Source organism: Pseudomonas sp. TSO6 (genome assembly GCF_056098905.1).
Window position 1 is genome coordinate 153301 of the sequence record NZ_JBLZWV010000007.1, and the last position, 20174, is coordinate 173474.

Annotated in this window: 13 protein-coding genes, 1 tRNA gene and 1 pseudogene; 2 read left to right on the plus strand and 13 right to left on the minus strand. The window is 62.0% G+C overall.

Going from position 1 to position 20174, the window contains the following annotated elements; genetic code table 11:
• Positions 1 to 103: 103 nt before the first annotated feature.
• From pqqB to ACN6NG_RS01870, 6 genes are all read right to left on the minus strand, one after another.
• Positions 104 to 1015, minus strand: a complete 912-nt coding sequence (pqqB, locus tag ACN6NG_RS01845) for a pyrroloquinoline quinone biosynthesis protein PqqB (RefSeq protein ID WP_063424396.1) — start codon at positions 1013 to 1015, stop codon at positions 104 to 106.
• Positions 1016 to 1094: 79 nt separating this feature from the next.
• Entirely contained in the window at positions 1095 to 1166 is a 72-nt protein-coding gene (gene pqqA / locus ACN6NG_RS01850) for a pyrroloquinoline quinone precursor peptide PqqA (protein WP_008365141.1), read from the minus strand.
• A 171-nt stretch (positions 1167 to 1337) separates the two neighbouring features.
• Positions 1338 to 3626: a pyrroloquinoline quinone biosynthesis protein PqqF gene (gene pqqF, locus ACN6NG_RS01855; protein ID WP_063424397.1), complete on the minus strand. Its 2289-nt coding sequence runs from the start codon at positions 3624 to 3626 to the stop codon at positions 1338 to 1340.
• Positions 3627 to 3870: 244 nt separating this feature from the next.
• Complete coding sequence (locus ACN6NG_RS01860) at positions 3871 to 4665, minus strand: carbon-nitrogen hydrolase family protein (protein ID WP_063424398.1); 795 nt, start codon at positions 4663 to 4665, stop codon at positions 3871 to 3873.
• A gap of 14 nt (positions 4666 to 4679) precedes the next feature.
• Positions 4680 to 6362, minus strand: a complete 1683-nt coding sequence (locus tag ACN6NG_RS01865) for a flavin monoamine oxidase family protein (RefSeq protein ID WP_049276104.1) — start codon at positions 6360 to 6362, stop codon at positions 4680 to 4682.
• Positions 6363 to 6551: 189 nt separating this feature from the next.
• Positions 6552 to 7013 carry an Lrp/AsnC family transcriptional regulator gene (locus ACN6NG_RS01870; RefSeq protein WP_019471265.1) on the minus strand — a complete coding sequence of 154 codons (462 nt, stop codon included), beginning with the start codon at positions 7011 to 7013 and terminating at the stop codon, positions 6552 to 6554.
• A 98-nt stretch (positions 7014 to 7111) separates the two neighbouring features.
• Here ACN6NG_RS01870 and ACN6NG_RS01875 point away from each other — a divergent pair.
• Positions 7112 to 7267: pseudogene (locus ACN6NG_RS01875) on the plus strand (LbetaH domain-containing protein); the annotation flags it as partial.
• On the opposite strand, the gene ACN6NG_RS01880 reads toward ACN6NG_RS01875, so the two are convergent.
• Together ACN6NG_RS01880 and ACN6NG_RS01885 are read right to left on the minus strand one after the other, a co-directional pair.
• The gene (locus tag ACN6NG_RS01880) at positions 7251 to 8540 is read right to left on the minus strand and encodes a carbohydrate porin (protein WP_063424399.1); all 1290 of its coding nucleotides are present in this window, start codon (positions 8538 to 8540) and stop codon (positions 7251 to 7253) included. The pseudogene ACN6NG_RS01875 and the gene ACN6NG_RS01880 overlap by 17 nt on opposite strands.
• A 114-nt stretch (positions 8541 to 8654) precedes the next feature.
• The gene (locus ACN6NG_RS01885) at positions 8655 to 11009 is read right to left on the minus strand and encodes a membrane-bound PQQ-dependent dehydrogenase, glucose/quinate/shikimate family (protein WP_353456143.1); all 2355 of its coding nucleotides are present in this window, start codon (positions 11007 to 11009) and stop codon (positions 8655 to 8657) included.
• Positions 11010 to 11228: 219 nt separating this feature from the next.
• Between ACN6NG_RS01885 and ACN6NG_RS01890 the strand changes: the two genes are divergently transcribed.
• Positions 11229 to 11432, plus strand: a complete 204-nt coding sequence (locus ACN6NG_RS01890) for a hypothetical protein (protein WP_353456142.1) — start codon at positions 11229 to 11231, stop codon at positions 11430 to 11432.
• 178 nt (positions 11433 to 11610) lie between these two features.
• Here the strand turns inward: ACN6NG_RS01890 and ACN6NG_RS01895 are convergent.
• From ACN6NG_RS01895 to rpsU, 5 genes are all read right to left on the minus strand, one after another.
• Positions 11611 to 11687, minus strand: a tRNA-Ile gene (locus ACN6NG_RS01895).
• Positions 11688 to 11703: 16 nt separating this feature from the next.
• Positions 11704 to 15447 carry a bifunctional diguanylate cyclase/phosphodiesterase gene (locus ACN6NG_RS01900; protein WP_197898045.1) on the minus strand — a complete coding sequence of 1248 codons (3744 nt, stop codon included), beginning with the start codon at positions 15445 to 15447 and terminating at the stop codon, positions 11704 to 11706.
• A gap of 228 nt (positions 15448 to 15675) precedes the next feature.
• Positions 15676 to 17526 carry an RNA polymerase sigma factor RpoD gene (gene rpoD, locus ACN6NG_RS01905; protein WP_016497695.1) on the minus strand — a complete coding sequence of 617 codons (1851 nt, stop codon included), beginning with the start codon at positions 17524 to 17526 and terminating at the stop codon, positions 15676 to 15678.
• Between the two features lie 67 nt (positions 17527 to 17593).
• Positions 17594 to 19576 (minus strand): DNA primase, encoded by a 1983-nt coding sequence (gene dnaG / locus ACN6NG_RS01910; protein ID WP_059394950.1) that lies wholly within the window; start codon positions 19574 to 19576, stop codon positions 17594 to 17596.
• A 303-nt stretch (positions 19577 to 19879) separates the two neighbouring features.
• Positions 19880 to 20095, minus strand: a complete 216-nt coding sequence (gene rpsU, locus ACN6NG_RS01915) for a 30S ribosomal protein S21 (protein WP_003255575.1) — start codon at positions 20093 to 20095, stop codon at positions 19880 to 19882.
• Between the last annotated feature and the right edge of the window lie 79 nt (positions 20096 to 20174).

The window sequence follows — 20174 nt, forward strand, 5'->3', positions numbered from 1 at the left end:
TGTGGGAGCGGGTTTACCCGCGAATGCGTCGGTAGATCCACAATCGTATTCGCGGGTGAACCCGCTCCCACAGGGCTGCTGTGTTGCTTGTGCGGTCTCGGTTTTACAACTCGATGCTCATGCCATCGAAGGCAACTTCGACGCCCCGGCGCAGGACTTCGGCGCGCTCGGGTGAGTCTTCGTCGAGAATCGGGTTGGTGTTGTTGATGTGGATAAGTACCTTGCGCTGGCGCGGGAAGCCGTCGAGCACTTCCAGCATGCCGCCAGGGCCGTTCTGGGCCAGGTGACCCATCTCGCGGCCGGTGCGGGTGCCCACGCCACGGCGCTGCATCTCGTCGTCTTCCCACAGGGTGCCGTCCACCAGCAGGCAGTCGGCACCGTGCATCATCGCCAGCAGCTTTTCGTCTACCTGCCCCAGGCCCGGTGCGTAGAACAGCTTGCCGCCGGTGCGGGTGTCTTCGACCATCAAACCCAAGTTATCGCCCGGGTGCGGGTCGAAGCGGTGCGGGGAGTAGGGCGGCGCGGCGCTGCGCAGCGGGAACGGGGTGAACTTGAGGTTTGGGCAGGCGTCGATCACGAAGCTGCCTTCCAGCTCGATGCGGTTCCACTGCAGGCCACCGTTCCAGTGGCTGAGCATGTTGAACAGCGGGAAACCGGTGGTCAGGTCCTGGTGGACCATGTCGGTGCACCATACCTGGTGCGGGCAGCCCTCACGCAGGCTGAGCAGGCCGGTGGTGTGGTCGATCTGGCTGTCCAGCAGGACGATGGCGTTGATGCCGGTGTCGCGCAGGGCACGGGCGGGCTGCATCGGTGCAAAGGCCTGGAGCTGGGCGCGGATGTCGGGCGAGGCATTGCACAGCACCCAGTGCACGCCGTCGTCGGACAGGGCGATGGACGATTGGGTGCGCGCCGTGGCCCGCAGGGTGCCGTCACGGTAGCCCTTGCAGTTGACGCAGTTGCAGTTCCACTGCGGGAACCCGCCACCGGCGGCGGAGCCGAGAACCTGGATGTACATGGCCACTCTCTATGCAGAAAACCGTGTCGTAAAAACGAAAACGCCCCGGCGGGCCGAGGCGTTGAGGCGCAAGCCTGGCTTAGCGGCTTGCGAAGTACATGGTGACTTCGAAACCGATACGCAGGTCAGTGTAAGCAGGTTTGGTCCACATGGAATTACTCCTTCCGAATGAGGGTTGGGTTGCTCAGCTACTACTTGGGTACCGCCATGGGCCGGCAGTTCCCTGAAACTGGGATTGCGCTATCTTACAAGAAAAATTTGTACCGAAAGGTTAATTATTCGAAAAGCGCCGTTGCAATTGGCGTAACAATCGCGAGGTTGGTCACTGCCATTCAAGGGCTGGCGCGGCAGCGTTGGCCAAGCAGAGCCAAGGGCAATCCTTGTCGAGCAGGGTGCCCAGCAGTTGGTCCAGATCCGTCTGCCGCGTCTTCAAGATAGCCCTGCGCAGCTCATCCAGCGTGCCGGGTTGTGTAGCCAGGTGTGTCTGCCATGCCCATTCAGCCACGTCCGCGTTGGCCATGGCGGGCTCGTCGAATTGCTCGGCCAACGCCACGCGAGCGTCCGGATCCAGCGTGATGCCTTGCCTCAGCAGGGTGAGCAGGTGGTCGAGGATCTGCGCTTGACGGGTTTGTGGCGACTGCACCCCGAACAACAGGCCGCCGACACCCTCGACCTGACGAAAGGTACTGAACACCGCGTAGCCGAGTTGCAGCTCTACCCGCAGCCGTTGGTAAACCGGCCCTTGCAACAGTTGCGCGAGCAGGCGCCCGGCGGCTTCGCTGGCCGCAGGTAGCGGGCAGAACAGCAGCAAGGCGTGTTCACTGCCGGGTACTTCGGCGTGCTGCCAACAGTGGTTGACCCATATGGGTGGGGGGCCAGGCAACGAGCCTTGCCCAGGGCAGTGCTGCAACGCAGTCCCCAAGGCGGCCAAAGCAGCATCGTCGAAACCCGTGGCAAGGCCATGCCAGTGGGCGTGCTGCCAGAGGCTGTCGAGTTGCGACTGCGTCGGCATGCCGGCTGGCGGACTTGTGGGGTGGGCGCCCAGTACCGCGTCGGGCAGTTGCTTGAGCAAAGCCCTGATGGGGATCAGTGGCGGTGGCGTCGCCGTGCTGGGCTGCCAGCAACTGGCTGCCGGCTTGAGCATCAGGGCCAAGGCCTGCTCCACTGCCCGCAGCACTGCTGCCGGTTGCCCGGCGCAGCGCAATTGCCAGTATTCGCCAACGCCACTGAACAGCAGTTGCACCGACGCGCGTTCGCAGCGCTCCTGCAGTGGGGCGAGCGCCTGTTCCTGCACGCGCTGCAAGCGCTGGCGCAAGGGCGAAGGCACATGCCAGCGCAGATAAAGCGCGGCGTACTGACGGGTACCAGGCAGCAGGTCGCTGGTCTTCAGGGCCGCCGGTAGAGGTTGCGCCGAGGCAAGGGGCAAATCAGCCATGAGCAAGGGGTCGACGGGGGGCAGTTGCCATTGCCCATGCACGTGGCCCGGCAGGCCTTTCAGCAGTGCGCCCAGGGCCTGCACACCTTGCGCATCCAGCTTGGCGAACGGCTGGCCCGTGCTGTCCCGGCGAGCCAGCTCAAGCGCGCCGGCGCTGCGTTCGCGGCTGCGCTGCAGCAGGCCGAATGCGTGGTTCATCTGCTCAAGGTCAGCTTGGCGGATGAAGCTGAACCAACCTTGCAGCAGGGCATCTGCTTCGTCCGGGTTGGCGCTTGCGCTGAGCTGCAGGTCGATGTGCCAAAGTAACTGCCCGGCGAAGCTGTACAGCCTCTCGGCCTTGAAGCTTTGCAGCCAGCCGCGTTGGCGCAGCACATGCAGCCAGGTACCCGGGCGGTTGTCGCCCAGGCAACTGATCAGTAATTCCAGGGCCTGCTCGGCACCTGCCGGGAGCTTTTCATGGGTGAACACCAGGCGCGCGTTCGGTGGCGACAGTGGCGGCGGCAGCGTTTGTGGTGCCTGCGTGCCTGGTGCGAACAGGCTGGCATGCTGCCTGCCCAGCTGTTCCAGTTCATCCAGTGACTGTGGGCCACACAGGCTCAGGGTCATCTGGCCGCCCTGGTAATAGCGTTGGTGGAAACCTTCGAGGGCTTGCTGAAAGGCAGGATTCTGCAAGGCCAGGGTGTGCCGGTTACCGGCGTGAAAAGCCCCTAGCGGATGGCCCGGCGACACCGATTGCAGCAAGGCGAACTGCTGCTGAGCCTGCGGGTTGCGCGACCAGGCGATGAACTCGGCGTGGATCACTTCGCGTTCGCGGCGTTGGCGCTCGATGCCCAGGTCCGGTTCGGCCAGCATCTGGCACAGGCGCTCAAGGCCCCCGGCCAAGGCATTGGTCGGCACTTCCAAGAAAAAATCGGTGGCGCGTTCCCGGGTGCTGGCGTTGACCTGGCCACCGAGGGCCTGGACGTAGCGCATCAGGCCGTCGTTCAGGGGGAACCGCGCGGTGCCTAGGAAGAAAAGGTGTTCGAGGAAGTGGGCCAGGCCGGGCCACTTGGCGGGAGCGTCATGGCTGCCCGCGTACACCCGCAATGCGGCGGCCGAGCGCTTCAGGCGCGGGGCGTGGCGCAGGGTCAGCTGCAGGCCGTTGGCGAGGGTGAGGTGGCGGGTGGCGTCAGGCATGGGGGCTCCGGTAACTGCTGTCCATGCTAACCCATTTGTTTGCAGGCCCGGCCCCATCGCCGGCAAGCCAGCTCCCACAGGATCACCACATATCTGAAAAACTGTGGGGTACCTGTGGGAACTGGATCACCACAGATCTGAAAACTCTGGGGTACCTGGGGGGGCTGGATCACCACAGATTTGAAGACTGTAGAGTACCTGTGGGAGCTGGCTTGCCGGCGATTGGGCCGCACCGCGGCCCCTGTCAGCCCTTACGCAGGTGCAGTTCCTGGCGCAGGTCTGTCAGGTAAGGAAATGCCTCCCGCCCCTGCACCACCTGTTCATGCTCCAGCTCCGCCAGCAGCAGGCATTCATCCCGCCCACCCATGGCCAGCAAGCTGCCATCCGGGCCGATGATGCTGCTCTGCCCGCAATACTGGATCTCGTCTTCCGAGCCGCAATAATTGGCATACACCAGGTAGCACTGGTTTTCCTGCGCCCGCGCCCTCACGGTCACCTGGCAGACGAAGTCGTACGGGGCCATGTTCGCCGTCGGCACCAGGATCAGTTCGGCACCACCCAGCGCCAGGCGTCGGGCGTTCTCCGGGAACTCGATGTCGTAACAGATCAGCAGGCCGACTTTCCAGCCGTCCAGTTCCACCACCGGGAAGTGGTCTGGGCCGGCGCTGAACATCGCGCGGTCCAGCTCACCGAACAGGTGAGTCTTGCGGTAGTTGCACAGGCTGCGCCCGTGCGCGTCGATCAACTGCACACTGTTGTAGATCGCCCCATCATCACCACGCTCGGGGTAGCCATAGACGATCGCGATGCGGTGCGCCTGGGCTATTTCCACCACGTCCATCGCCGCCGGGCCATCGTCGGCTTCGGCCAGCCGCTCGACCTGGGCCAGGCCGATGTTGTAGCCGGTCAGGAACATTTCCGGGCACACCAGCAGCTGAGCGCCGCGTTCGGCTGCCAGCTGCGCCTGGTGGCGCAGCCGTTGCAGGTTGCCGGGCACGTCCAATGGCTGGGGGGCGCCCTGGAACAGAGCAATGCGCATGGTGCCTCCTTGTATCAGTCTGCCAGGGCGATCGGGCCGATCTCGTCAAACACATCGCCCGGGCCGGGGTTGTCCGGGTGGGTCTGGCCACCGAAGTGGTTCATGATACCCCACACCGCATTCAGCGACGTCTGCACCGCGCCTTCCACCCACGCCGGGGTCCACGACACGTCGTCACCGGCGATGAACATGCCGCGCTGCTCGGCAGGCATGTCCTGCTGCATGAAGTGCGCGTACATGCGCTGGTTATAGCGGTAGTGGCCCGGCAGTGCGCCCTTGAAGGCGCCGAGGAAGTGCGGGTCGGCCTCCCAGGAAATGGTGATCGGGTCGCCGATGATGTGCCCGGCGATATCGGTCTTGGGGTAGATCTTCTTCAGCGCATCCAAGGCCAGCTGCACGCGCTTTTCCACCGGGTGCGGCAGCATCTTCAGCGCGTCGCTCATCCAGGCGTAGGACAGGCAGATCACCCCCGGCTTGTCGTCGCCGTTGTCGAACAGGTAGGTGCCGCGGGTGAGGCGGTCGGTGAGGGTCATGCTCATCAGGTCGCGGCCGGTTTGCGGGTCTTTGTCCTTCCAGAACGGCCGGTCGACCATGACGAATGTCTTCGACGACTGCATGTAGCGGGTGCGGTCCAGGGCCATCCACATTTTTTGCGAGAACAGCGATTCCTCGCAGTCTATCTGGGTGGTCAGCAGCCAGGTCTGGCAGGTGGCGAGCACGGCGCCGTAGTGCCGGGTGTCGCCCCAGTTGTCGGTGACCGCCAGGCGGCCATCGGCAGCACGCGCAATGCGCTTGACCCCGGTGCGCGGCGCGCCGCCATGCAGGCCGCTCAGGCTGGTGCCCTCCGGCCAGTGGGCGCAGCGCTCCGGCACATGGCGCCAGATACCTTGCGGCACCTGCTCCACACCGCCGACGACCAGGTGCTGGTGGTCGTCGCAGTTGGTCATCACCACGCGGAAGATTTCCAGCATCGAGTTGGGGAAGTCCGAGTCCCATCCGCCGGTGCCAAAGCCGACCTGGCCGAACACTTCGCGGTGCTGGAAGCTCAGTTTGGCGAACGAGCGCGAGGTGGCCACGAAGTCGTAGAAGGTGCGGTCATCCCACAGGGGCACCAGCTTGTTCCACAGTTCTTTCAGGCGCGGTACATCGCGGTCGCGGATGGCTTGCTGGATGTCGGCAAACTGGGCGCCACTTTCCAGCGCATCGGCCCAGGCGTCGGCGACTTCGTGGAACAGCGTGGGCAGGTCGGAGGTTTTTTCCGCGTAATAGGTCTGGCCTTCCAGGTCGATCACCGTGCTGCCCGAGGCCGGGGTCAGCGGGTTGGGGAAGGGCTTGGTCTCCAGGCCCAGCTTATCCACATAGTGATAGAACGCAGTGGACGACACAGGGAAACGCATGCCGCCGAGTTCGGCGATGATCCCGTCGGTGCCATTGAAAGCCTGCGAACGCAGCCGGCCACCCAGCTTGGACGCCTCGTACACCACCGGCTTCAAGCCCAGCTTCATCAGCTCGTAAGCCGCCACCAGTCCGGCGATACCGGCACCCACGATGGCCACTTCTTCACCCTGGCGATCTGCTGGAATGCTGCCCAGGCCTGCGGGGTGTTCCAGCCAGTCGTCGAAGGCGAAGGGGAAGTCCGGGCCAAAGATGGTGATGGGCTGCTTGCCGTCGGCGGGGTGGCGGTTTTTCTTGTTCATGAAGTGACCTTGCCAGAGAGGCTGCGCAGGGAGCGGAGCCTGAGTATAGGAGATGCCTGGCGGTCATTTTAGGGAGTAGGGCGTTCGTAATTAAGGTTCAGACTGGTGTCTGAATGTAGCTTATGTCGTCATATTTACTAGTAGAAGATCAATTATGACGAGTAATGACAGAGGTGCCACGTGTTCCAATCAGATTGGCTGACCGCGATCCACCTTGCTGCTGAGAATGATCGACGTGGTGGTCTTCTCCACCCCGTCGACACTGCCGATCTGGTCGAGCAGCTGGTCCAGTTGTTCGGGCGAGTCTGTACGCAGCCAGGCCACATAGTCGAATTCGCCGCTTACCGCACACAGCTGCTGCACCTGGCCCATGGCACTCAGGCGACGTACCACTTCCTTCCCGGAGCGCGGCTGCACCTTGATCCCCACGTACGCTTGCAGCCCGCCACCTATCACACTCTGACCCAAGCGCACGCCATAGCCTGAGATGACCTTGTTCTTCTCCAGCCGTTCCAGGCGCGAGTTGACGGTGGTACGGGCGATGCCCAGCTGGCGCGCGAGGGTGGCGACGCTTTCGCGGGCGTTGATTTGCAGCAGGGCGATCAGCTGGCGATCGATTTCATCCAGCGTGATGGAGCGGGAATCCGACATGGCGAGTCTCTACGGTTGGCCTGCTAGCCTAGCCAGCGAGTGCCAATCAGGGCAAGGCCCGGGCATAGCTGAACAATCCGACGCGCTCCTACAACGGCATGGGCGCCAACAGTTGCATCGTTGCCGACCGCATCGACATTGGCGACGACGTGGTGATTGGCGCCATGGCGCTGGTTACGCGGGATATTCCGGCTGGCATGACGTTCTACAACCTGCGGCAGGTCGAGATGCGGCCTGTCAGAAGGTCATCTTGACCTGCAAACCCGCCGCCAGCGCATTGCCTCTTTGTTTGCCAAAGAAAGCCCCTGGCTCGATGTAGTACTGAAGGTCGGGGCGCAGCAGCAGCCACGGTGTTACTTGTGCACCGTAGTTGAGTTCCAGCACTTGCTCTGCGCTGTCGAGGCCGGCAACTACGGCAAAGTCTTCTTTGGGGGCAGCAGCTTCCTGCGCATCCCGCGTACGTGGATTGATGACGGCGCGGCCATAGCCGAAAGAAATGGTGTCATGCGGGCGGCTGGCAAACGGCTTCTGTTTGACCAGGCCCAGCGAGTACCAGCGGCGCATTGGCGAGGTTGCGGCATTACTGGTGGCGGCTTGCCCGAACAACCTCAGGACACTGGCCGGGTCCTGTTCATCACGCCAGATTGCCTGGTCGACCAGCAGGTAAGCGCCGGTGCGGCTGCTGCTTTTGCCAGTGCCGCCAATCCTGGGGTAGTCGGATGTGTCGTAGTACCAGCCAACTTTGTACTGGCCATCGAGAAATGCACGGTTATTGAAGATCGCCTCCAGTGGCAGGATCGCGCCCGTGGTGCCGTTGCTGGGCATGGCGAACGCTTTGGAGACGCGAGCGTTGTAATCCGGGTTTACCTGGAACAATGCCGTTTGCAGCGTTAGCGACGGGTTTACGTCATAGCGCAACTCGCCACCCCAGTGTGCTGTCGGGTAGTTGCCCCAGCCACTGCCGCTGGACATGGTAAGCGGATGTGCACAAAAACCGGCACTGACAAAGTTGGCCAGGATCGGCATGCCGCCGAACTCGGTACCCATGACCATGTAGCCGACTTTGGCGGACAGGTCGGGCGAAAAGAGATTGCGCTGGTAACTCAGTTCCGTCAGCCGGGTGTATTCGCCCCCGTATATTTCTTGCGCGGACATGCGATTGCCAATCAGGTCTTCCGTGGCGCTATGGCCGCGGCGATCGTTGATCAGCAATTGCACGCGTCCGGCATCTGGAATGTCGAGCAGTTTGCTCAAGTCGAACTGAGCGCCCAAACGTATCTGTTGTGCATAGCGGGTACCGCGCTTGATGCCGCCATGCAGGTTGGAAAGGGTTTCCGAGGTGTAGTCGCCCGTCAGCTTTATGCCCTGGTCTGCCAGCTTCTGGCGCTGCCCACCCCAGTTGCCGGTGAGTGTAGGTTGGGTCATCAGGCTGGCAGTATCGGCCAGTGCGCAGGACACAGGCAGAAGGCAGAGAGACAAACCGCTGCACAGGCTGCTGGTCAGCGCGGCGCGGAAGGGTAATGACATTTTGGGCGGGCTCCCTTGCTTGAGAAATGGTTGAGCGGTTCAGGCGTTTGCGTGATGGGCCATTGGCAGAAAAAAATCCCCGCGAGCGGGGATTTTTCGTCATGCAACGAGCCGTTACGGCTTGATGCTGTCAGGCAGGGCGTAGGCGATGATGTAATCGCCCACATCTGGCGAATGGCTCATGCCGCCCGCAGAGATCACCACATACTGCTTGCCGGTGGCGGGGGACTTGTAGATCAGCGGTGCTGCTACGGCACCTACTGGCAAGCGGGCCTTCCACACTTCCTTGCCGGTGGCCGAATCGAGGGCGCGCAGGTAGTAATCCTGGGTGCCAGCGAAGAACACCAAGCCCGATGCAGTCGAGGTTGGGCCGCCAAGTGTCGGCATACCCAGCGGGATCTGCATGTGTGTCTTGATCCCGAGGGGCCCGGTATCCTGAACCGTGCCCAGTGGCACCTGCCACACCAGCTTCTGGGTATTGAGGTCAATGGCGCTCATGCTGCCAAAGGGTGGTGTATTGCAAGGTACGCCCAGCGGAGACTGGAGGATGTCGATTTTCACACCGCCGTAGATACCCGCGACCTGTGGGCGGATAGTGCCCATGAAGCCAGGTACCTCATCGGTCGACACTTTGTATTTGCGGGTGTTTTCCTTGGTCACCAACGACATGCGCAGCGGCATGCGCATGTCATTGACGAACATCATGCCGGTGTTTTCATCAATCGAAATGCCACCCCAGTTCATGCCACCCAACAGCCCGGGCCATTCGATGTACGGCTTTTCAGTAGGCGGCGTGAACGGGCCGACGTACACCGAGTCCTTGAACATGATGCGGCAGTAGAGCTGGTCGAACGTGGATACGCCCCACATCGACTGTTCTGTCAGAGGGTCTGCGCCAATTACTGGCATGCCAGTCGAATAAGGTTGGGTCGGTGACAGGTGCTCGCCTTCTGCGGCCGGTGAAGTCGGAACAGGGCGCTCCTGCACTTCAGTGACTGGCTCGCCAGTGCGGCGGTCCAGCACGAAGATATGGCCGGTCTTGGTGGTCTGGATCAGCACCGGGGTCTTCACCCCTTGTGCGTTCTTCATCTCGTAAAGCACGGGTTGCGAAGGCAGGTCGTAGTCCCAGACATCATGATGGACGGTCTGGTAAACCCACTTGGCCTTACCTGTCGAAGCGTCGACCGCGACAATGGCTGTACCGAACTTTTCTTTTACCTGGTTGCGGTCGCCGCCCCAATAGTCAGGTGGGCCATTACCGGTGGGCAGGTAGACCAGGTTCAGTTCCTTGTCGTAGGTGGGAATGGTCCATACGTTTGGTGTTTCAAGCGCGAACTGATGGTCAGCCGCGGCTGTGTCCGCGCCATCGGGGGCACCGACATCCCAGGCCCATACCAGCGCACCGGTCAGCACATCGAATGCGCGCACGGCACCGGAAGGCTCGCCGGCAACGATGTCACGCACCCAACCACCCACCACCGTGAGGTGGCCCATGACTACCGGCAGAGAGGTAGGGTGGTAGCGCTTGCTGTTTTCCGTTGGCCCCATGCCTTTCTTGAGATCAACGTAACCGGCCTCGCCGAAGTTGGGGCACAGGGTGCCGGTGTGTGCATCCAGGGCAAACAGCCGGGCATCGACCGACGACACCAGGATGCGCTGGCGGCATTGCTGCTCGCTGGCGTGAGAGGCTTTTACCTCGGCGCTCAGGCTGTTGTCGCTATCAATGTCGTAATAGCCCACGCCACGGCAAGTTACGTGCTCTGCGCTTTTGGCGTGAGGGTCGAACTTCCAGAGGGGTTTGCCGCTATCGCCATCAAGCGCAGTGATCAGGTTTTCCGGTGTACACGAGTACAGGACGTTGCCGATCTGCAAAGGCGTGTTCTCGTCGACACCAGCACCTGCACCCGTGGTTCTGCGGCCGGTGCGGTAGGTCCAGGCAACTTGCAGGTCCTTCACGTTTTCCGGGGTGATTTGGGTGTAGGGGGCAAAGCGGGTCCCCGAGGCGTTACGCCCGAAGAACTCCCAGTTTTCCGGGGCTGTGGAGATTGCCGCCTTTGGCTGGCTGGCTGCTGCGATCGGGTTCGAAATGCCGCCATGCGGGAAGAAGGCAGCGACGAACGTGGCGATCAATGCCAGAAACACGGCAAAGCCGCAGCGATTGGCAGCTCGGCGTTTGGCCGACGCGGTGTTGGGCAGCGCAGCACCCACCCACAGGCTCAGGGTCAGGATGATGGCCGGAACGACCAGGCGGGGCAGCAGTTGCCAATAGCTGAACTGGCCCACCTCGTAAAATGCCCAGGCGCAGGTAGCAAGGAATATCAGGACGGAAATTACAATGCTGATGCGCTTGCGCAGGAATACCAGTAAGGCCAGCACAGCGTAGGCAAGTCCCGCTAGCAAGTAGTAACTTGAACCGCCCAGTGCCAGAAGTTTGGAGCCGCCGTAAATCAATGCCACCGCTACACCCATTACAAGTAGCGAAAAAAGCAGTCGCGCGGCATTGCTTAACGAGCGCCTCCCGGCGTTGGAACAATTGTCATCCGTCATAGTTGTGTAAGCTCAGTTGGTGAGTACATGGCTGTTCCCTCAGGGTGCGAGCAAGCAGGCCAGGAAGTAGGCCGTTTTCAGTTGTTGCAGGTGGTGCGTACTAGAACGCGGTGCACGCTTGCGCCAAAGGCAAAGTTCGCCATGGACGTCAGTGCGATTGAAGGCATGCCAATGATCCTGGCTGCAGGTAAGCACGGTGGTGTTCCGTGGTGGTTTAAAACAAAGTTTGACGAGGCGTTCGATACCCGATGCCGGGTAGAGCATGTTGGCGTTGTTTTTAGTTTAAAGCGCTGTACGGACCGGATAAATCAAGCAGGCTGGAAAAGAGTATTTTTGAATTGGTAACAATTTGTGTGGGCCGCTGCTGTCGCCCTCGGCGCGCGGATGCCGGAATGGATTTTCGCCAAGCTGCTTCACCGGCAGTTTTTGCAGGGAGCACTTAGTGAGAGTGGCGTGGTCTTGGAGAGCCTTGGAGGCAAGACGCGAGAACGAAAAAGCCGCGCATTTGCGCGGCTTTCGTATTTGGTGGGCCCACACGGACTTGAACCGTGGACCAAAGGATTATGAGTCCTCTGCTCTAACCAACTGAGCTATAGGCCCTCAGTAAGTGGCCGGATTATAACGAGGGTTTCGCACCTGTGCCATCTGAAAGATCCGATAGTGCTATGCGAAGAAACGTTGCGGCGAACTCGCCTGGCGGCAGCGGCAGGCTGACGATGTAGCCCTGGATCTGCTCGCAGCCCTCGGCCGCCAGGAAGCGTTGCTGAGCCTGGTTTTCCACGCCCTCGGCAATGATGGTCAGTTGCATGCTGCGGCCCAGGGCAATGATCGCACGGGCGATGGCGGCGTCGTGGGGGTCGTCGGGCAGGCCGCGGATGAACGACTTGTCGATCTTGAGAATGTCCAGCGGCAGGCGCTTGAGATAGCTGAGCGATGAATAGCCGGTGCCAAAGTCGTCGATGGCCAGCTGCACGCCCAGTTTTTTCAGCTGGTACAGCACGGCCAGTGCTTCTTCCGCCTGGCTCATGATGAAGTTTTCGGTGATCTCCAGTTGCAGGTCACCCGCCTTGAGCTGGTAGTGCTTGAGCAACTGTTCGATGCGCCGGGCCAGGTGTGGCTGGCGTAGCTGGGCGCCGGCGAGGTTGATCGACAATGGGCCGAAGGGTTCGTAGTGCTGCTTCCAGGCCTGCATCTGCCGGCAGGCTTGTTCCAGTACCCAGTCGCCGAGCTGGAGGATGGTGCCGTTCTCCTCCGCCAGGTGGATAAAGTGCTCCGGAGGCACTTCACCAAAGGTCGGGTGGCTCCACCGGATCAGCGCCTCTGCGCCGACCAGGCTCTGCGTCTTGAGGCTGAGCTTGGGCTGGAAGCACAGGCTCATTTCGTTGCGTTCGACGGCACGGCGCAGCTCGTGCTCCAGGGCGATGCGCTCGCTGGCCTGGGCGGTCAGGTCGCGGGTGTAGGCTTCAACGCGGTTGCGGCCCTTGGCTTTGGAGCGGTACATGGCAGCGTCGGCGTTGCGGATCAGCGTGGCCACGTCGGTGCCGTCCTGCGGATACAGGCTGATGCCGATGCTGGCGCTGGTGAAGAACTCGTGCTCACCAGCCTGGAACGGGGCGACAAAGCAGGCCAGCAGCTTGTTGGCGATGGTGCTGGCGTCACTGGGCTTGTGCAGGCCGGGCAGCAGGATGATGAACTCGTCGCCGCCCAGGCGGGCCACGGTGTCGACGTCCCGCACCTGTTCTTTCAGGCGCTGGGCGATGCCTTTGAGCAGCAGGTCGCCGACCGGGTGGCCAAGGCTGTCGTTGATGTGCTTGAAGCGGTCGAGGTCAAGGAACAGCACCGCGCCCTGGCGGTTGGACACCTGGGCGCAAGTGAGCACGGCCTGCAGGCGGTTCTCGAACAAGGCACGGTTCGGCAGGCCGGTCAGCGGGTCGTGGTGGGCCTGGTAGTCGAGCTTGGCCTGGGCGTGCTTGAGGCTGGAAATATCGGCGAACACGGCAACGAAGTGGGTGATCTCGCGTTCGTTGTTGCGCACCGCACTGATGGTCAGCCAGCTGGGGTACAGTTCGCCGTTCTTGCGCTTGTTGTAGATCTCACCTTGCCAGTGGCCCTCGGCAGTAAGCTGGTGCCACATGGCGGCATAGAAGGCGCTGTCGTGCTGGCCGGAGGCGAGCAGGCGCGGGGTCTGGCCGAGGGCTTCGATCTCGCTGTAGCCGGTTATTTCGCTGAAGGCGCGGTTGACGGCACTGATGCGTTGGTCGATGTCGGTGATCAGCACGCCTTCGGCAGTGTTCTCGAACACGGTGGCGGCCAGCTGCAGTTTTTCCTGCATCAGGTGGCGCTCGGTGATGTCGCGGGCGATGGTCAGCATGCAGTCGACGCCGGCAATCGGCAGGGGCCTGGCGGAGAGCTCGCACAGGCGGATCTGCCCGTCGCTGCGGCGGATGTGACAGGTGAAGTCACGCACGAAACCGTCACGGTTGAGCTGGTCGACCATGCGTTTGCGTTCGTTGAGGTCGACCCAGATACCCAGGTCAAGCGAGGTCTGGTCGATGGTCGGGTTGAGGTCGTAGCCTGTGAGGCGGCAGAAGCCTTCGTTCACCTCAAGCAGCAAACCGTCGCTCTGGCGCGACAGCAGCAGGCCGTCGGGCGAAGCGTGGAAGGCCTTGGCGAATTTCTCTTCCGAGGTTTGCAACTGCCCCTGGGTTTCCTTGAGCTGGCTGATGTCGCGCACCGCCACCACCAGCGCAGGTGTGCCGTCGAGTTCGAAGGTTTCGGCCGAGGTGAGGCCGGTGAACAGTTGGCCATTGCTGCGCCGGAAGCTCATTTCCAGGTTGCGGATGCCGCCTTGGTGCAGGCGCTCAAGCAGCGGCGGGCCGGAGCCTTCGACACCCCACAGGTGCAGATCCGTAGCGCTGCGGCCAAGCACCTGTCCCGCGGTCAGGCCGATCTGCTCTTCGAAGGCTTCGTTCACCTCCAGCAGGCAGCCGTCACTGTGGCGGGCGATCAGCAGAATGTCGGGGCACTGCTGGAACACCGAGGCAAACTTTTGTTCGGAAAGGCGCAGGGCGTCCTCGGTACGCTTGGTTTCGCTGATGTCGATCATCAGCCCGCGCATCACCGGCTGGTGGCCGTGTTCGATCATGCTGACAATATTGCGTACCCACAGGGGCTGGCCGTCAGCCCGGATTACCCGATAGTCCAGGCTATGGTCGCGTCCGGCTGCGGTTTCGCTGTCGCAGTAGGCCTGGGCCCAGAGGGCGTCCTCCGGGTGCAGGATGCTGCGCCAGAAGCCCGGCCTGAGCCAGTCGCTCAGCGGGTAGCCAAGCAGGTCTTCGGCATGTGGGGAGACGTAGCTGTAGGTGAAGTCGTTGGCATCGGCTTCCCAGGCGATGGCGGACAGGCTCTCGACCAGGCCGCGGTAGTGGTACTCGCTGCTGCGCAGCTCCTGCTCCAGTGCGATACGCCGGGAAATTTCCGAGCTGAGCCGACGGTTGATACGGATCACCACGGCCAGCACGGCCATCAGTAACAGCACCGTTGGCAGGCCATACACCAGCAGGTCAGACCAGAACATCCGTTGGTCGACCACATTACCCACCCAGCGCTGCTGGATCTGGCTGACTTCGCCGCTGCTCATGTCGGCCATGACTTTGTCCAGAATGCCCACCAGCACTTTGTTGTCGCGTGGTGCGGCCATGGCCAACTGGTAGCGGTAGGGCGTTTCGCCACTGACGTAGAGCCCATCGAGCTTGAGCTGGCGCAGGCTCCAGATGCTTGAAGCGAGGTCGCCGACCACGGCGTCCACCTGATCGGTGGCCAAGGCCTGCAAGGTGGAGCTCACATTGGGCAGTGCCACCAGGTTGAGGTCGGGGTGGTGCGTACGCAGCAGTTCGTGCGGGGCGTAGTTTTCGACCACGGCTATCTTCAGGCCGTACAGGTCGTCCAGTTTGCGCGGTTGTGCGCCGCCTTTGTGGGCGAGGATGACGATGGGGAAGTCGAGGTACGGGCGGGTGAAGGCCAGGTAGCCTTGGCGTTCGGGGGTGGACATGATACCGGGCAGCAGGTCGATGCGGTTTTCCCGCGCTTGCGCCAGTACCTCGGTCCAGCTGCTGGGCTCGACCGGTTTGAGCGTCACGCCCAGGCGTTGCTGGATCGCGGCGATGTAATCGGCGGCCAATCCCTGGTACCGGCCCTCCTGGTCGCGAAACTCGAACGGTGGCCAAGAGGCGTCTACGCCCAGGCTCAGCTGTTGGTGGGCAGCCAGCCAGGCTTTCTCCTCGTCTGTCAGGGTCAGGGCGCCGGCCGTTGTGTTCCACAAAATCAGGAGCAGCAGCAGAATGGCCGGCATGAGCGGCATAGCGGCCTCGCATTTTTGGGGTCTGACGTCGAGTGTAGACGGGCATTGCGCAAGCGTGGGGTAAGCGAGATACGTGTAGGAGCGGCCTTGTGCTGCGAAAGGGCCGGTATGGGCGCAGGTGTACGGTGACCCGGATGGCCTCTTCGCAGCACAAGGCTGCCCTAAAGGGACCGCGAGTGTTTCAAAAGACAGAAAAGAAAAACCCCGGCCTGGGCCGGGGTTTTGTCATCACTCGTCGAGGAAGGAGCGCAGATGCTCGCTGCGAGTCGGGTGGCGCAGTTTGCGCAACGCCTTCGCTTCGATCTGACGGATCCGCTCACGCGTTACGTCAAACTGCTTGCCCACCTCTTCGAGGGTGTGGTCGGTGTTCATGTCGATACCGAAGCGCATGCGCAGCACCTTGGCTTCGCGTGCAGTCAGGCCCGAGAGCACGTCACGGGTGGCTTCCTTGAGGCTTTCGACCGTGGCCACGTCGATCGGGGACTGCATGGTCGAGTCCTCGATGAAGTCGCCCAGGTGCGAATCCTCGTCGTCACCGATCGGGGTTTCCATGGAGATCGGCTCTTTGGCGATCTTCAGTACCTTGCGGATCTTGTCCTCAGGCATTTCCATGCGCTCGCCCAGCTCTTCCGGGGTCGGTTCGCGCCCCATTTCCTGCAGCATCTGGCGGGAAATACGGTTGAGCTTGTTGATCGTCTCGATCATGTGCACCGGAATACGGATGGTGCGTGCCTGGTCGGCGATCGAACGGGTGATCGCCTGACGGATCCACCAGGTGGCGTAGGTCGAGAACTTGTAGCCGCGACGGTATTCGAACTTGTCCACCGCTTTCATCAAGCCGATGTTGCCTTCCTGGATCAGGTCGAGGAACTGCAGGCCACGGTTGGTGTACTTCTTGGCGATGGAGATCACCAGACGCAGGTTCGCCTCGACCATTTCTTTCTTGGCGCGACGGGCCTTCGCTTCACCGATCGACATGCGACGGTTGATGTCCTTGATCTCGGCAACGGTCAGGCCGGTTTCGGTCTCAAGGTCGATCAGCTTCTGCTGGCAAGCGACGATGGCGGCGTCCTTTTCACCCAGGGCGGCAGCCCATTTGGTGTTGCGCTTGGCCAGGTCACCGCTCCAGGTCTGGTCGGTTTCGTTGCTCGGGAACATGCGCAGGAAGTCGGCACGCGGCATGCGGGCATCACGCACGCACAGCTGCATGATGGCGCGCTCTTGCTGACGCAGACGGTTCAGGGCATCACGAACACGCTCTACCAGGACCTCGAACTGCTTGGGTACCAGCTTGATCGGCATGAACAGGTCGGCGAGGGCTTGCAGGGCCGCGATGCTTTCCTTGTGGGCACGACCGTGCTTCTTCACAACCTTGAAGGTCGCCTGAAGCTGGTCGGATACCGCACCGAAACGTTGGGCTGCGACTACCGGGTCCGGACCGCTCTCGGTCTCTTCCTCGTCGTCACTGCTCTCGGCTTCTTCCTCTTCGTCGTCAGACTCTTCCTTCGCAGCTGCGGCCTTGGCGCCAGGGATCGGCACCTCTTCGGTCGGCGCGGCGATGTTGTCGTCAGGATCGATGTAACCGCTGAGCACGTCCGACAGACGGCCGCCCTCGGTGGTGACGCGGTCATATTCGCCGAGTATGTAATCGACAGTGCCCGGGAAGTGAGCGATGGCGCCCATGACTTCACGGATGCCTTCCTCGATACGCTTGGCGATTTCGATCTCGCCTTCGCGGGTCAGAAGCTCGACGGTACCCATTTCACGCATGTACATGCGCACCGGGTCGGTCGTGCGGCCGATATCGGTTTCAACTGCCGCCAACGCAGCAGCGGCTTCTTCGGCCGCGGCTTCGTCGGTGTCGGCTTCCGCCAACAGAAGGGCATCCGCATCCGGAGCACTCTCGAATACGTTGATCCCCATGTCGTTGATCATGCGGATGATGTCTTCCACCTGTTCAGGATCTGAAATATCCTCAGGCAGGTGGTCGTTGACCTCCGCGTAAGTCAGGTAGCCCTGCTCACGACCGCGGGTGATCAACTCTTTGATACGAGACTGCTGTTGCGCTTTTCCGGACATAACACCCTATCCACTGAAGGTCTTGGCGGGCAAAAAACAAGCCGAGGATTATACCCGAGCATGGGCCTCACGCGCCAGATGAGGTCGGCGTTTGTGCGGGAACATTCCGGCTCAGCAGGGCGAGGAGCTGGGTTTTTTCCTCGCTGGTCAACTCACTTTGACGTGATTTCCTGAGCAGTTGTTCCAGGCTGCGCTCGCGTTGGCGGGCGGACAAGCTAGTTATAGTGTCGAAAAACTGTTGTTCAAGGTTGTCGGCTACGATCAGCCATTCCTTTTCCGCCAGGGCCCGCAGCAGGCGGCCCTGCTCGGTGCCATGCCAGCGTGCGATCAACTGCATTGAGCTTAGCCCAGGATTTTTCTGTGCGGCTTCGATCAATGACACCAGCAGCTGGCTGTACAGGTGTTCTTCGTCGGCAAAGTGGCTGGCATCTTCCACCTTGCCGGCCAGCAACGGGTGGTGCAGCAGGGTGCGCAGGGCGGCCAGGGTAGGCGGCTCGACCGGGGCTGGTACGCGCGGTGGCGCTTCATCTCGTTGCTGCCAGGGCTTGCCGCCTTTGCGGTTCTTGTCCCAGGGTTTGTCGCTCCACTGCTTTTTGCCCCCGCCCTTGTTGGGCTTCCACGCCTGCTCCTGCTGAGCGGGGGCGAAGTCGTGCTGCGGCATGTCGCCGTAGTCAGGGGTATAGCTGGCCATCGCGTCGTAGTCGTAGCCAGGGTCGTAGTCCGGCACGCTGCTGGCCGCTGGCGCTTGTTGGGCCAGTTGCTCGACCTGCTGCGGGTCCAGGCCGGTGATTTCCTTCAGGCGGTTGCGCATCAGTTGGCGCAGGTTGGCACCAGGGATCTTTTCGATCAACGGTGCTGCCAGGGTCGCCATGTGCGCCTTGCCTTCCAGCGATCGCGGGTCTGCTTCAACGCCCAGTTGCTCGAAGAAGTAGTCGGCCAGTGGCTGGGCGTGCTGGTTGATGCGGGCCCTGAAGGCATCGGTGCCTTCGGCGCGCACCAGGCTGTCCGGGTCTTCGCCTTCGGGCAGGAACAGGAAGCGCGCGCGGCGGCCGTCCTGCAGGTTCGACAGGGTCGACTCCAGCGCACGCCATGCAGCCTTGCGCCCGGCCTGGTCACCGTCGAAGCAGAACAGCACGCTGGGCACTACCCGGAACAGGCGCTTGAGGTGCTCTTCGCTGGTGGCGGTGCCAAGGGTAGCCACGGCATTGCGCAGGCCCTGTTGAGCCAGAGCGATGACGTCCATGTAGCCCTCGACGACGATGATTTCGTCGAGGTTGCGGTTGTGCTTGCGCGCCTCATACAGCCCGTACAGTTCCTGGCCCTTGTGGAACACCGGGGTTTCCGGGGAGTTCAGGTACTTGGGCTTGTCGTCGCCCAGTACCCGGCCGCCGAAGGCGATGATGCGCCCGCGGCTGTCGCGAATGGGGAACATCACCCGGTCGCGGAAACGGTCGTAGCGCTTGCCGCTTTCGGCGTTTTCGATCAGCAGGCCGGCATCGATCATCACCTTTTGCTGCAGGGCGTCAGCACCCAGGTGCTTGAGCAGGTTGTCCCAGCCGGGCGGGGCGAAGCCCAGGCAGAAATCGCGAGCGATCTCCCCGGACAGGCCGCGGCCCTTGAGATAGTCCACCGCGGCCTTGCGGGTCGGGTGGCTGCGCAGGGCCTGGCGGTAGAACTCCGAGGCGGCGTCCAGCAGCGGGTACAGCGGCGAGTCGGTTGGCTGGCGAGGCTTCTGGTCGCGGCGGCCTTGCTCGCGGGGCACTTCCATGCCAGCGGCGCGGGCCAGTTCTTCGACAGCCTGGGGGAAGTCCAGGTTGTCGTGGTCCATGACGAAGCCCAGGGCGTTGCCGCCGGCGCCGCAGCCGAAACAGTAGTAGAACTGTTTGTCGGGGCTGACCGTGAAGGAAGGTGTCTTCTCTTTGTGGAACGGGCAGCAGGCCGAGTAGTTTTTGCCGGTTTTTTTCAGCTGGACGCGCGAACTCACCACGTCGACGATGTCGAGGCGGTTGATCAGGTCGTCAATGAAACTCTGGGGAATCAGCCCGGCCATGGCAGTCTCGTCATCTGGCAACTGGCAAGTCTAATCGCTCACGCGCCGAATGGGGCAGGTGATGCTTGGGGAGGTGCGAGGGAATGTGTGCTCGTCGCCAGCCCCTAAGGGCCCGTCAGTCGGACGTGCACGTCTGGTCATACAGCAAGAAAGACCAGCTCTGACGTTTCAGGCAGGTTGCCCCTGTGCACTTCGCGTGAAGCTTGTGCGGGGCCTTGAGCTAGCTGCTCAAGCTTGAAACGACCGCTGCCATCACCCGGCGGTTAGCCGGGCAGGGCAGAAGCTTTGCGTAGAACGTCTGTATTAGTACAGACGAACGGCGCGGCGCTGTTCGCGCTGTACTTTCTTGGCGTGACGCTTAACAGCAGCAGCTGCTTTGCGCTTACGCTCGGCGGTCGGCTTCTCGTAAAACTCGCGGCTACGAACTTCAGCCAGTACACCGGCTTTTTCGCAGGAGCGCTTGAAACGACGCAGAGCTACGTCGAAGGGTTCGTTCTCTTTAACTTTGACGGCTGGCATCCAGGGCTACCTTAATTCATTACCGGGGTAGACGTGCTCCTGGCAAAACAAAGGTGTGCTGGAGAACGTCGGTTTTCAA